We start from the raw sequence: 12,365 nt of genomic DNA, 5'->3' as shown, positions 1-12,365 counted from the left end.
ATTGCAAGGCCTATGCAGGCCTTGCAATTTCTCAAGGGATCACATGTTGCTTGGCTATCAACGCCCGGCGTAAGAGGTTCTTCTGAACTCTTCCGCTCAGTGGGTCAGAGTGACAACTGGTAGCCAATCGGTTGAAGGTGGAGAAATAGCAGGAAGGTCGAAATCAGCACGGCATTGATCGACCACGCCACGGTTAGAAAACGTGCGATCTCACCGTAGATGACTTGATTGACATTGCCAGAGTTGCGCCAAACCGCATTTAACACCCAGGCTGTATATCCGACGAAAGCAAGCAGCAACAGGCCCAGGGAGAATGTGTCGATGCGCTCGTAGAGCAGCAGAATGCCACCGAACAGCAGATGGCTGAGCAGTACGCCTTGAAGCCAGAAAACCTTCCAGAGTGGGGTCGTACCGGGGGTATCGAGTCGAGTGAGTATCTTCTGCGCGTGCATGGCGATGACTCCAGTGTAGGGGGGCACTTTTGACTCTAGACAAGCACGCAAGGGTCCGCAAATGCCCCCGTCGCCAGCTTCCCATCCCCTGCTGAACGGCTTTGTTGTGATCTACGAAGCTTGGGTGCTGGTTTATTTTTCTGCGAGTGACTCGGTTTCAGTCTGCGCTTTGCATTAACAGTAACTATATGGCCGCTTTTGGCTGTAGCCGATGCTCACAGACGGCTACTGCCGGCCAGGAGTGGTCATCGAGTGCCTAGGAAATTCGGGGCGATTCACTACACAACGCGTTGACCTAAGGTGATTGAGGGGCGGGGCTGACTTAGGTTGCTGTCGACCCAACGCGGGCATCTAGTATCCAGGTGGGTGAAAGTGTTCCCATACGAGAGGGATAAAATGGAAGACTTGCCCAAAAATCTCTTTGAAGTGAGGCGACATGGACGTTGAACCGACATCTGCAGAGTTGATTGGATTATTCGAGCGCGGAGAGTTCGCCCGCCGAATGGCACATCGATTTGGGATCGACGGCAGGACAGACTCCCGTGTGATCGAAGAGCGTTGCATCGCATTGCACAACGCAGGAACCATCGATTTGTTGACTCTTGTTGAAGCTAACGCCCTGCAGGAGCTCCCAGGAACCGATTTCTTTATGGCGGCATACTTTTTCTGCCGCCTCTTGCCTGAGCTGGATGCGACCCCCGACCGAATGATGCGTTGCGTTACTGAATTGGTAACTCGCGGAGGACAAGACGGGGCTGCCAATGAGCCCAATGCTGCATTCCGCAAATGGTGTGCAAATGCTCCCATGCGTGCTAGTGAGATTATTGCCGCAGCACATAAAGGTGATGAGCTTGCTGGTCACCATCTTTCGTTCGCGCTGGAGGCCATCGGCGATCTGACCGAGGCGCGCCGCGTGGCACTGGAATATGAGGATGATCGCCGCCAAGCAGCTATTACTGCTCTAGGGCGCATTGAACACTCCAATTCAGAGTCATGCGCCGAGACGATTGCAGTTTTCAATGCACTTCTAGACAGCGGGATTAACGACGCAATAAGGGCAAATGTGCTGCATTCGGCAATGGGCATTTTGGCGCGTGGTAGCGACATCTCACCTGTAGATGCGAACGCGCTAATAAGTCGGCTAGTGATGAATCCTGGCAAATTCACCATACATCAGTGTGCACGTGCGCTTTGGGCGTGCAGGGAGGCACTTACCCAAGACATCGTCACTTTCCTGCTGGATGCATTAGGCCATCTGGAGTCGACCAACAAGGGGACTGTAGAAGAGTTAGATCTTGGCTTGCAGGTGCTGCTGGAACTCGGATATGACGATGAGGCTGTTTGTTTCGTAACAAAGCTGCTCTCGCGACCAGATGATGAGCTTGAACTTGAGACGCTGGATAGTTTCACTCGGACGCTGCTGTCCGGTCCCCCGGACCTCTTTAGCAGAGCCGTAGTTCGATGGCTAGAGCTTGGCGCCCCCCGTCTCTGTGGTGGTCTTGCTAACGTTATACAAGGTAAGGGGCTGGACGGTGCGCCGTTAAATCTTAAGGCGGCAGACTTGGCTATTTCTCCAGTCGCACAATTGTTCATCTGCCGAAAGGCAGTTGGATGGTTCTTCTTCAAGCCAACGACGGCTGCCTCCGTTTTAGTCTCGGTGCTGCGGGTCTGTGATGCAGAGACTGCCGAGGAGGTGCAAAAGCTGCTGGTTGATCCCTTACTCCAAAACTATGGCTGTGTGCGGGAGTATCTCGAAGGCCTTGCTCCGGATGATGCTGCGAACAATGCTATTACTTGGGCTCTTGCTCAGAACCGGGACTATCTCGATGCGCAACGTTCGATTCCTCTTATCGTCGAACTTCAGCCATCAGAGCACCATCGTCGCATAGAGCACCTGCGCATTTCGGATCAAATGCGAGATGCCCATAAAGAGGCGGAAAGCAGGTCTGTACTCTTGAGTTTGGTGAGCCGCTCCGTGCTGCTTTATGGCAATCGCTCACTAAGCTTTGTAGACGATGGCCATGACAAACTTCGTCCCATGGAAATCGACCTTCACTCCCATGGTATTTCCTACGAGATGCCTCGAATGGAGGTCGTTGACCCTGTTGGTCTTGATTACATCCTCCGAGTTTTTCGCAACGAGAGGATGGAAAAATGAAACTATTGATTCGAGACTATTTGGCATCTCTCAGAGAGAGGGATGAACTAGATGCCATCCTCCCTGATCTTTTGAGTGAGCTGGGCTTTAACGTCTATTCACGCCCCCAAAGAGGAACAAGTCAGCTTGGTGTGGACATCGCCGCAGTGGGAAAGGACGAGGATGGGGAGAAGAAGCTATTTCTGTTTTCCGTCAAGCAGGGGGACCTTACCCGTCAAGACTGGGACGGCAATCCTCAGGCCCTGCGATCATCGTTGGATGAAATTCTAGATGCTTACATCCCTCACAGGATCCCGACCAGATACAAAGATCTGAAGATTGTTATCTGCCTAGCATTTGGAGGGGATGTGAATGAGCAAGTACGAGAAAAACTAACAGGTTTTATCGGCAATAACACCACAGCGAGAATTACCTTCGATGAATGGAATGGCGACAAAATTGCCGGAATGATTCTGAATGGGATATTGCGGGAGGAGATTCTTCCAAAGCCGTTGCGCAGCAGTTTCCAGAAAGCTGTTGCTATGGTCGATGAGCCAGACGTTTCCTATGAGCACTTTCGCCGCCTGGCAGGGAATCTTTGTAAGGCTGGTATGGCGTCGGGAAAAGCTCGTGTACGTGCTGCCCGGCAATTAAACATCTGTCTGTGGATCCTGTTTGTTTGGGCCCGCAGTGCTGGCAACATTGAATCACCGTATCGTTCTAGCGAGCTAGCACTGCTGACGACTTGGGAATTACTCCGGCCGACCCTGGGTAGCAACGGGCGCGAATTAAAAGCACTCAGCATCGTAGTTCGACAGATGATCGAACTACATCTCACCATATCCATGGAGTTCATCGAGCAGCGGGTGTTGCCGTATGCCGAGATATGCCATGGGATATCAATGGCTACAGGTTCTCGAAGCTCGCTTGATGTGAACCTAGCCCTGTTTGAGGTTCTGGGCCGCATCGGCTTGGCAGGTTTATGGCTCCACTGGATCGGAGAGCGGAGCGATGCGGCACATAAAGAGCATGTCCAAAACAGCGTTGTGAAACTCACGCAAACGGGCCTAGCGCTAATCCGAAATAACCCCGCTCTGTGTTTGCCAATAACAGATCGGCAGGGAACCAGTATTGCGCTGTTCCTTCAGCTTTGGCTGGCCAGTGGCCTTGATGCAACAGGGGTGACTTCTTGGCTCCAGGAAATGGTTTACCGCCTCACTTTCTCCATCCACACCCGAGGCCGTTACACGAGTTCCCTCTCAGACTACCGTGACCTCGCCGAACACCCGCGTGATAAATCCGACGAGTATTTCAAAGAAGCAACGGCGGGCAGCACGATAGTTCCAATGCTTGCTGCTTGGCTGCATGCGCTTGGTGCAACCGAGGCGGTCGAGGCGCTAAGTCGCCTCGCTCAGAAAGAGTTGAAACACTGTACCTTGCAGCTTTGGCTACCGGATGCCACGTCGGAAGAGAAAATCTATACAGGTGACAGTTTCCATGGGCGAGCCCTTTGTGGGTTGCCGTTAAAAAAAGGTGGACGCCAACTCATTGCAACCATCGCTGAGGCATGCCGTATGGATGCGGAGTCGCAGAATCTTTCGCCTATCCAGTCGGGTTTCTGGCCTGTGATTATGGTCGCCTGCCACCATCATCAGTTACCAATACCTCCGTGGTTTTGGATTCAGTCTCTAATGGAGCCAGAATTTGAGGCTGAGCAAGGTTGACTCTCGTTAGTCATTGCATACACCCATCGAACAGATATGTCTGCTTCTGGCCGATAGCTGCCTTCGCAAGGTGAGCCTCTCCGCCAGTTATCCTGATGCCGCCGCGCAAACTGAATGGGGTAACCTTGCGCAACGAATCAACCTTGAGACTGCGAACTGAAAGATGGGTTTTGAGCAACTAGCTGAGCTACGCGACCGCCTGCGAGCTGAAAAAGTGCAGGAAAAGACTGAGGCCACTAAGCCGAGTAGGCGCAAGCCTTCCTCGCAAAGGCAGCCTCGCGAGCAAGATCCTGCGGTTGAGGCGATCTGGCGCTTGCAGAAGCACTTTTCATTGGCCTTTCCGGTCAATCCGGCGCCCAAGCTTCCGCTCAAGGAAGGCATCCTCAAAGATGCTGAACAACACCTTGAGCTGCTCGGGATTTCCAGCGAGCAGCTCAAGCTGGGCATCGCTGCCTGGTGTCAGGGAAGTCGTTACTGGTCGAGCATGACTGAAAATGCCACGCGCGTGGACCTGGGCGGCCAGCCCGCCGGAGTGGTAACGGCGGGGCAGGCTCTGTATGCGAAGCAGCAGGCAAAGCGCCAGCGCGTCCAAGCACGACGTAGTCAGTCGAAGGCCAAAAGGCCTGTGCACGAATCCATATCTGACCAAGACTCCGTATCCGATATCGCTGCCGGTTAATCACTGCGCTGTCGACGGCGGTGATGCCGGGTGTTTTAACCCGTGAGGCACTGGGGCTCAGTCGGATATAGGTTGTGCAGTCGCTCTACTGAGCAGACGACCTCTTCCTTTTCGTTGTCAGTGGGTCACTGTGCAGTCATGCAGAATGTGGCCCAGTCCGTCATGAGTGCTCTGCGCTTCTCCAGCAGATCTGATCGCGAATAGGCGGCCTCGGTTTGATCGCGCTCATCGTGAGCGAGTGCAAGCTCGCAAACCTCTCGCGGGTAGTGGGTGCATTCATTTGCCCAGTCCCTGAAGGTTGAGCGAAATCCGTGTCTCGTAATGTCTGCATGTCCCAGCTTATGGAGGAGGTTGCGCACGGCGTTGTTATGCATCACGCCGCTTTTGCCCTGACCAGGGAACAGGTATGTCGAGTCGGTCGAGCTTAGCCCCTGCAGCATTTCTATACCCTGGGGTGCAAGAGGAATGACGAAAGGCTTTCGCATCTTCATGCGCTCGGCTGGGAGTGCCCAGGTGCCAGCGATAAGGTCAAACTCGAACCATTGAGCATGGCGGATCATGTGGTACCGAGCGCCGGTCAAAATCAGCAGCCTGGTGGCGATGGCGTCTCGTGTTTGGATGCTGGCCAGAGTCGACATCAGCTTGGGGGTGTCTTTCCAATGCAGTGCAGGGAAGTGCTGGCGCTGCCTGGCCTTCTTTTTCTCTGCTTTGCTCAATAGGTTGTCCAGGTGACCACGCCAGCGGGCAGGGTTGTCCCCATTGCGTAGGCGCCGTGCTTTGGCTGCATCCAGTACTTGCTCGATCTGACCACGAACCTCATCAGCAGTGCGGGTCTTGGTGACCCATATCGGTTGCAAGACAGTCAGCACATGTTCGGTTTCGATGATGTCAGCCGCGAGCTTTCCCATGGTGGGGAACGCGTAAAGCTCCAGTTTGCGTAGCCAGCCTTTGCGCCACTTCTCAGACCAGCTACCGCCATGAGCTTGTAGGTATTCGCGAGTGAGATCCTCGAACGTTTTGCGACGAGCTGCCGCTTGGCGTTCGGCTTCGCGTTTTGCCTCCCTGGCAGCGTCTCGGCTCGCCAGGGGATCACTCCCGGATGCGAGGACTTTTCGTTGGTCAGCTGCCTGCTGGCGAGCTTCGCTTAGCGTGACAGCAGGGAAGGGGCCCAGTCCCATTTCACGGGATCGGCCGTCCAGCTTGTATCGGAAGATCCAGCTTGTGCCGCCGCTTTTGGATATCTGGAAGTACAGTCCGTCGCCGTCAATGGTTTTTCCTGGCTCGGCAGCCTTGGCCAGTGCTTCCACCTTCTTGCTGGTCAGCTTGCCCATTACTCGCTCCTGCTCTCATTCACATCTCCCGACCCACACTCTGACCCACACCTTGGTCGTGGATTTTATTGATGGCTACTGGATGTCTTAGGACGGATGCTAAGCTGAAAGCCCCGTATTTACTAGGGTTTGTGGATCTTGCTGGATTTCTTTGGGCAATAAAAAAGCCGGCTTGTGGCCGGCTTTTAGGGGGTGGTTCAGGCTTATTTTTGGTAAGCCGCAACCGCCTTGGTAATTGCTGCGCGGGCTTCGTCGGCGTTGCCCCAGCCTTCGACCTTGACCCACTTGCCCTTCTCGAGATCCTTGTAGTTCTCGAAGAAGTGCTTGATCTGCTCCAGCAGCAGCGGAGGCAGGTCGGTGTATTCGTGTACGTCTTTGTAGATCTGGGTCAGCTTGTCGTGCGGTACGGCGACCAGCTTGGCGTCGCCGCCGGCTTCGTCGGTCATGTTCAGCACGCCTACCGGACGGCAGCGGATGACCGAGCCCGGGGCAACCGGATACGGAGTCACGACCAGCACGTCGAGGGGGTCGCCGTCGTCAGCCAGGGTGTGCGGGATGAAACCGTAGTTGGCCGGGTAGAACATCGGGGTGGCCATGAAACGATCGACGAACAGGCAGTCGGTGTCGTGATCGATTTCGTATTTGATCGGCGCGTGGTTGGCCGGGATTTCGATGGCCACGTAGATGTCGTTCGGCAGGTCTTTGCCGGCCGGGATCTTGCTGAAGCTCATGGGGCGTCTCCTGAGAGGCTGGCCAAAAAAGTGGCGCGATTATAGGCACATTGCCTGGGAGCGGCTAGTCAGACTTTCGTGGGCTGGCGTAGGCCGGATGGGCGGCCTGCAGTTGCCGCAGACGCTGCAGCGGGTCCTGGCGGTAGAACAGGCTGAGCTGCTGGTAGACCTCGGCGAAGGCCTGATGCAGGAGGTCGGGTGCGCTGAAGAAATATTCGCTGGTGACGGCGAAAAACTCGGCCGGGTCTTCCGCAGCGTAGGGATCGATGGCCGTGTGCGAGTGCGGATGGGCGTCGAGCTGGGCATTGAGGCGGTCATAGGCGTGCTGCATGGCGCTGGCCCAGTCGCCGATGCGCATGTCGGCGTGCAGCGGGGGCAGGCCGTTGGCCGAGCCGTTGAGCATGTCCAGCTTGTGCGCCAGTTCGTGGATCACCAGGTTGTAGGCATCCCAGCCGCCGCTGCTGGTGACGCCCGGCCAGGCCAGGATCACCGGCCCCTGCAGCCAGGCTTCGCCGCTGTGCTCGGCATCCCACTGGTGCTCGACGCCACTGGCATCGCGGTGGCGCTGCGGGCTGACGAAGTCGTCCGGGTACAGGACGATCTCATGGAAACCCTGGTACCAGTCCAGCTCCGGCAGTTCCAGCAGTGGCAGCTCGGCCATGGCAGCCAGGCAGAGGCGGTCCAGCGGATCGATCTGCAGGTCGCCGAGGCAGGTCAGGTGTTTATCCAGCAGGAACAGAGCACTGCGTTCGCGCAGGCGTTGCAGGGCTTGCTGCTGCAGTCCGTCGAGTATCGGCAGGCGCTGCAGGACGGCCTGCCAGTCGGCGTCACTGACCGGGTAGCGGCGCAGGCGCCGCTGCCGCCACCAGTGACGCAGGGTGCGGAGCATGTCAGACGGCCTTGGCCTGCTGGCGACGGTGCTGCAGCCAGCCGATCAGCATGGGCAGCAGGGAGAAACCGATCACGCCGAGGATCATCAGGGTCAGGTTGTCGCGGATGATGGGCAGGTTGCCGAAGAAGTAGCCCAGGGTGCACAGGCCGCCAACCCACAGCAGCGTGCCGGCCACGCTGAAGAACACGAAGCGGCGATAGGGCATGTGGCCCAGGCCGGCGACGAAGGGGGCGAAGGTGCGCACGATTGGCAGGAAGCGGGCGATGGTCACGGTCTTGCCGCCGTGGCGGGCATAGAAGGCCTCGGTGTAGATCAGGTACTCGCGGCGGAAGATTTTCGAGTCGGGATTGGCAAACAGGCGCTTGCCCAGCTTGCGGCCTATCCAGTAGTTGGTGCTGTCACCGAGGATGGCGGCGACGCAAAGGCTGCCAATCAGGATGTTGATGTCCAGGCCGCCCATGGCACCCAGCGCGCCGGCGAGGAACAGCAGCGAGTCGCCGGGCAGGAAGGGAGTCACCACCAGGCCGGTTTCACAGAAGATAACCGCAAAAAGGATGAAGTAGATCCAGGTGCCGTACTGGGCGACCAGCATCTCCAGGTAGGTGTCCAGGTGCAGGATCAGGTCGATGGGGTTGAATTCCATATCTATTCCAGGTGAGAGGTCGGCGCGATAAAGCGCGCGAGTATAGCGGCAGCGGGCCGCTGAGCGGCTAGGCACAAAGGATGCAAAGTTTTACCAGCATCGCTGAGCCGGAGGGCGCCGCCATGACTATTCACTGCCTGGATCATTCCGCCCTGCAAGCGGCGGTGGGGCATGGGCCGGACCTTCCGGAGCAGGCGGCGCGCATCGAGGCGCGCTGGTTGCCAGGGCGGGGTGGGCGACCTGCCGTGTTGCTGCTGGCGCTGCTCTGGGGGCGTCGCTGCCCTGAAGTGGTGCGTTTTCTCGAGCGCAGCCTGGCCGCGCTGTTTGCCGATTATCAGGCCACCCCGCAGGCCTGGAGTGAAACCCAGGCGTTGCGTCAGGTTCTGGCCGCGCTCAACCAGCAACTGTTCGGCCAGCGCGGCAGCGGTGCCCTGCTTCCGGAGGTCAGTGCCGGTGTTTTGCTGCTGCAGGGCGATGAGGCAACCTTCATGCAGGTGGGCGACTGCGGCCTGCTGCGCTGGCGCGAGGGCGTTCTGCAGAGCCTGAATGGGCGGGAAAGTGCACCTTTGGGCGTGCAGGCCGAGCTGGGCCTGATCCAGCACAGCCTGCCGCTCAGCCCGGGTGAGTTTCTCCTGCTGGCGCCGCAGCCGTTGTTGGCGGTGGCCGATCTGGAACTGTTCAGTGCCGGCTGCCGGGCGGCTACCCCGGCCGGTTTGTCTGCATTGCTGCAGCCCTTGCTGGTGGCTCCCGGCGCGGCTGGTGTGATGCGTGCTGGCTCGTTGGCTTCGGTGCAGCTGCCGGCGCCCGTTGAAACCCTGCCGGTGCTGGCGACGCTGGCCGCTGGCGAACACGTCGAGGGATGGGCGGTGCAGGCGCCTGCGGATTTCGGCCCGTCTGGCCGTTTCTGGTGGGCCGAGCAGGAGGGCGAGCAGGCCTGGCTGTGGCTGGCTGATCGCCCGGTGGATGAGTTGTTCCGTCAGCGAGAGTGGGTGTTGCGTCGCGCGCCTTGTCCTGGCTTGCCATTGTTGCGCCCGCGTGCCGAACCGCGCCGGCATGCCCTGCAGGTGCTGCGACCGCTGCCCGGACGAGTGCTGTCGCTGGCACAATGGCGCCGCGAGAACCCGCGCCCATCAGCGGCTCAGGCGCTGGCCCTGCTACGTCCGCTGCTCACGGCGGTGCGCGCCCTGCAGCGGCGTGGCGTGCTTGGGCTGGTGCTGGACCCGCAGCTGATCCTGCTCAATGAGCAGGGGCAGGTGTGTCTGCTGCCGGAGCAGGCAGCTTGCTGGCCAGGTGTGCCGCGGCAGAACGTGACGCCGGCGCAGTTGCCGCTGGCGCCGGAGGTGCGCGCCGGGCAGCCGCTGGATGGGCGTTGCGATCAGTTCTCCCTGGCCTCCCTGTGCTATTGGCTGCTGGGTGGCGAGTGGCCGGCGCTGGCGCTGGGGGACGGGTCGCAGCAGGCTCGTTATGACCCGCTGGCGAGCGCCGGGCGACAACTGCCCAATGGCTGGGACGGCGTGCTGGCACGTGCCCTGGCGCCGCAGGCGCGGGCGCGCTTCGATGCCTTGTCGGAGTTTCAGCAGGCGCTGGAGCGGCCGCTGAGCGATGCGGCCCGGCTCAAGCCTCAGGCCTGGCCGCAACCCTGGCGTTTTGCCCTGCTGGGGGCGCTGATGGCGCAGCTGCTGCTGGCCCTGCTGGTGACGCTGATATGACGCGGATGTGAAAAAGGCGGGGCCTCAGCCCCGCCTTTGATGTTCCACCGCTCAGGCTCAGTCGCCCAGTTCCAGGGTGTAGTTCTTGAACACGGTGTCTTCGCGAAAACCGATCGACTCGTAGGTCTTCTGCGCCGCCAGGTTGTTCTCGCTGGTGGCAACACGCAGGCGGATGGCGTTGGTGTCCTTGGCCATTTTCTTGGCAGTCTGCAGCAGGCGGTCGGCCACCAGCTGGCGGCGAGCGTCTTCGGCCACGTAGATGTCGTTGAGAATCCACACGCGCTTGAGCGACAGCGAGGAGAAGCTCGGGTACAGCTGGCAATAGCCGAGCAGGCGGTCTTCCTCGTCGGCCAGGGCCATGTAGATCACCGACTCCTTGCGCTTGAGACGGTTTTCCAGAAACTTGCGCGAGGAGTCCGGCAGCGGCAGCTCGCCATAGAACTCGCGGTATTTGATAAACATCGGCGTAAGCAGGTCCAGATGTTCCAGGGTGGCTTGGACTATGCGCATGGCTACCTCGTTGTAGGGTTATCCGCTTTTGACCAAGCATGGCCTATGCCAGCTTTGGCGCGATTGATCTTGCTAGATACTTGCTGGAAAAGGCAATCCAAGCAAGCGTTTGATTCGCTTGGCCTTCGCGCCTTTCGCTGCAGGCCCTGTGATAACCTGCCGCGAGCATCTGGGGCCGCGGCGGCCCGCCCTGCGAGGACATTCATGCATATCCACATTCTCGGCATCTGCGGTACCTTCATGGGCTCGCTGGCGGTGCTGGCCAAAGAACTCGGTCATCGTGTTACCGGCTCCGACGCTAACGTCTATCCGCCCATGAGCACCCAGCTCGAAGCTCAGGGCATCGAGCTGATGCAGGGCTATGAGCCTGCCCATCTGCAGCCGGCGCCGGACCTGGTGGTGGTCGGCAATGCCCTGAGCCGCGGCAATCCTGCCGTGGAATATGTGCTCAACCAGGGGCTGCCCTATGTCTCGGGCCCACAGTGGCTGGCCGACCATGTGCTGCAGGGTCGCTGGGTGCTGGGCGTGGCCGGTACACACGGCAAGACCACCACCACCAGCATGCTGGCCTGGGTGCTGGAGCATGCCGGCATGAGCCCGGGCTTTCTGATCGGCGGCGTGCCGCAGAACTTCGGTGTATCGGCTCGGCTGGGCGGCACGCCGTTCTTCGTGGTCGAGGCCGACGAATATGACAGCGCCTTCTTCGACAAGCGCAGCAAGTTCGTCCACTACCGCCCACGCACGGCGATCCTCAACAACCTGGAGTTCGACCACGCAGACATCTTCCCGGACCTGGCCGCCATCGAGCGGCAGTTCCACCATCTGGTGCGCACCGTGCCGGGCGATGGCCTGATCATTCATCCCCAGGCCGAAGAGGCGCTGGCGCGGGTGATCGGCATGGGCTGCTGGACGCCGGTACAGACCACCGGCGCAGGCGGCCAGTGGCAGGCTCGCCTGCTCAGCGAGGACGGCTCGCGTTTCGAGGTGTACTTCGACGAGGCCCTGCTGGGCGTGGTCGAGTGGTCCCTGACCGGCCAGCACAACGTCGCCAACGCCCTGGCCACGATGGCTGCGGCCCGCCATGTGGGTGTGGTGCCGGAAGTGGCAATTGCCGGGCTGTCCAGCTTCAAGAGCGTCAAGCGGCGCATGGAGAAGGTCGCCGAGGTCAACGGCGTGACCATCTATGACGACTTCGCTCATCATCCGACGGCGATTGCTACCACTCTGGATGGCCTGCGCAAGCAGATCGGCGATGCACCGCTGATTGCGGTGATCGAGCCGCGCTCCAATTCGATGAAGCTCGGCGCCCATCGCGATGGTCTGCCCGGTTCGGTGACCCAGGCCGACCGCGTGTTCTGGTACGCACCGGCCAATCTTGGCTGGGACCTGGCCGCCTCCGTGGCCTCGTCCAGCGTGCCGACCGAGGTCTGTGATTCGCTGGAGGCCATCATCGCCGGGGTCAAGGCCCACGCGGTGCCCGGCACCCAGGTGGTGGTCATGAGCAACGGCGGTTTCGGCGGCCTGCACGGCAAGCTGGCCAAGGCACTGGAGGGCTGA

The 12,365-nt window shown here is 59.4% G+C and carries 11 protein-coding genes; 5 read left to right on the top strand and 6 right to left on the bottom strand.

Translation table 11 applies throughout. The features are described 5' to 3' along the window. Positions 1 to 104: 104 nt before the first annotated feature. Positions 105 to 452, bottom strand: a complete 348-nt coding sequence (locus HNP49_RS12540; protein ID WP_184683719.1) for a hypothetical protein — start codon at positions 450 to 452, stop codon at positions 105 to 107. A gap of 436 nt (positions 453 to 888) precedes the next feature. Here HNP49_RS12540 and HNP49_RS12535 point away from each other — a divergent pair, with 436 nt between their 5' ends. The 3 genes from HNP49_RS12535 (at position 889) to HNP49_RS12525 (ending at position 4,992) form a co-directional block, all read left to right on the top strand. Then, positions 889 to 2,610, top strand: a complete 1,722-nt coding sequence (locus HNP49_RS12535; protein ID WP_184683717.1) for a hypothetical protein — start codon at positions 889 to 891, stop codon at positions 2,608 to 2,610. Beyond that, on the top strand, positions 2,607 to 4,313 hold the full coding sequence (locus HNP49_RS12530; RefSeq protein ID WP_184683716.1) for a chemotaxis protein: 1,707 nt from the start codon (positions 2,607 to 2,609) through the stop codon (positions 4,311 to 4,313). Before HNP49_RS12535 ends, HNP49_RS12530 begins: the two co-directional genes overlap by 4 nt. 163 nt (positions 4,314 to 4,476) lie before the next feature. Then, entirely contained in the window at positions 4,477 to 4,992 is a 516-nt protein-coding gene (locus HNP49_RS12525; protein ID WP_184683715.1) for a ProQ/FINO family protein, read from the top strand. A gap of 125 nt (positions 4,993 to 5,117) precedes the next feature. Here the strand turns inward: HNP49_RS12525 and HNP49_RS12520 are convergent, their stop codons facing one another. The 4 genes from HNP49_RS12520 to HNP49_RS12505 all read right to left on the bottom strand — a co-directional run bounded on the left by HNP49_RS12520 (position 5,118) and on the right by HNP49_RS12505 (position 8,589). Then, positions 5,118 to 6,323, bottom strand: a complete 1,206-nt coding sequence (locus tag HNP49_RS12520; RefSeq protein ID WP_184683713.1) for a phage integrase central domain-containing protein — start codon at positions 6,321 to 6,323, stop codon at positions 5,118 to 5,120. 203 nt (positions 6,324 to 6,526) lie between these two features. Beyond that, entirely contained in the window at positions 6,527 to 7,054 is a 528-nt protein-coding gene (ppa, locus tag HNP49_RS12515; protein ID WP_184683712.1) for an inorganic diphosphatase, read from the bottom strand. A 64-nt stretch (positions 7,055 to 7,118) separates the two neighbouring features. After that, the gene (locus HNP49_RS12510; RefSeq protein WP_184683710.1) at positions 7,119 to 7,943 is read right to left on the bottom strand and encodes a zinc-dependent peptidase; all 825 of its coding nucleotides are present in this window, start codon (positions 7,941 to 7,943) and stop codon (positions 7,119 to 7,121) included. A 1-nt stretch (position 7,944) separates the two neighbouring features. Next, a complete protein-coding gene (locus HNP49_RS12505) occupies positions 7,945 to 8,589 on the bottom strand; it encodes a DedA family protein (RefSeq protein ID WP_184683708.1) in 645 nt (214 codons plus the stop codon). A 122-nt stretch (positions 8,590 to 8,711) separates the two neighbouring features. On the opposite strand from HNP49_RS12505, the gene HNP49_RS12500 reads away from it, so the two are divergent. Beyond that, the gene (locus HNP49_RS12500; RefSeq protein ID WP_184683706.1) at positions 8,712 to 10,298 is read left to right on the top strand and encodes a protein kinase; all 1,587 of its coding nucleotides are present in this window, start codon (positions 8,712 to 8,714) and stop codon (positions 10,296 to 10,298) included. 57 nt (positions 10,299 to 10,355) lie between these two features. On the opposite strand, the gene HNP49_RS12495 is transcribed toward HNP49_RS12500, so the two are convergent. Further along, positions 10,356 to 10,808, bottom strand: coding sequence for a GNAT family N-acetyltransferase (locus HNP49_RS12495; protein ID WP_184683704.1), 453 nt, complete (start codon positions 10,806 to 10,808; stop codon positions 10,356 to 10,358). 204 nt (positions 10,809 to 11,012) lie between these two features. Between HNP49_RS12495 and mpl the strand changes: the two genes are divergently transcribed. Further along, complete coding sequence (mpl, locus tag HNP49_RS12490) at positions 11,013 to 12,365, top strand: UDP-N-acetylmuramate:L-alanyl-gamma-D-glutamyl-meso-diaminopimelate ligase (protein ID WP_184683703.1); 1,353 nt, start codon at positions 11,013 to 11,015, stop codon at positions 12,363 to 12,365.

Origin of the sequence: Pseudomonas fluvialis, assembly GCF_014207935.1 — a bacterium.
Taxonomy (GTDB): Bacteria; Pseudomonadota; Gammaproteobacteria; order Pseudomonadales; family Pseudomonadaceae; genus Aquipseudomonas; species Aquipseudomonas fluvialis_A.
The sequence above is the reverse complement of the archived record's forward strand: the minus strand, read 5'-3'. Positions and strand labels throughout refer to the sequence as shown.

What these genes read in the sequence shown, in the direction of transcription:
- HNP49_RS12500 (WP_184683706.1), top strand. Translation starts at nt 8,712, where the DNA reads ATGACTATTCACTGCCTGGATCATTCCGCCCTGCAAGCGGCGGTGGGG.
- HNP49_RS12535 (WP_184683717.1), top strand. Translation starts at nt 889, where the DNA reads ATGGACGTTGAACCGACATCTGCAGAGTTGATTGGATTATTCGAGCGC.
- HNP49_RS12530 (WP_184683716.1), top strand. Translation starts at nt 2,607, where the DNA reads ATGAAACTATTGATTCGAGACTATTTGGCATCTCTCAGAGAGAGGGAT.
- ppa (WP_184683712.1), bottom strand. Translation starts at nt 7,054, where the DNA reads ATGAGCTTCAGCAAGATCCCGGCCGGCAAAGACCTGCCGAACGACATC.
- HNP49_RS12520 (WP_184683713.1), bottom strand. Translation starts at nt 6,323, where the DNA reads ATGGGCAAGCTGACCAGCAAGAAGGTGGAAGCACTGGCCAAGGCTGCC.
- HNP49_RS12525 (WP_184683715.1), top strand. Translation starts at nt 4,477, where the DNA reads ATGGGTTTTGAGCAACTAGCTGAGCTACGCGACCGCCTGCGAGCTGAA.
- HNP49_RS12495 (WP_184683704.1), bottom strand. Translation starts at nt 10,808, where the DNA reads ATGCGCATAGTCCAAGCCACCCTGGAACATCTGGACCTGCTTACGCCG.
- HNP49_RS12505 (WP_184683708.1), bottom strand. Translation starts at nt 8,589, where the DNA reads ATGGAATTCAACCCCATCGACCTGATCCTGCACCTGGACACCTACCTG.
- HNP49_RS12540 (WP_184683719.1), bottom strand. Translation starts at nt 452, where the DNA reads ATGCACGCGCAGAAGATACTCACTCGACTCGATACCCCCGGTACGACC.
- mpl (WP_184683703.1), top strand. Translation starts at nt 11,013, where the DNA reads ATGCATATCCACATTCTCGGCATCTGCGGTACCTTCATGGGCTCGCTG.
- HNP49_RS12510 (WP_184683710.1), bottom strand. Translation starts at nt 7,943, where the DNA reads ATGCTCCGCACCCTGCGTCACTGGTGGCGGCAGCGGCGCCTGCGCCGC.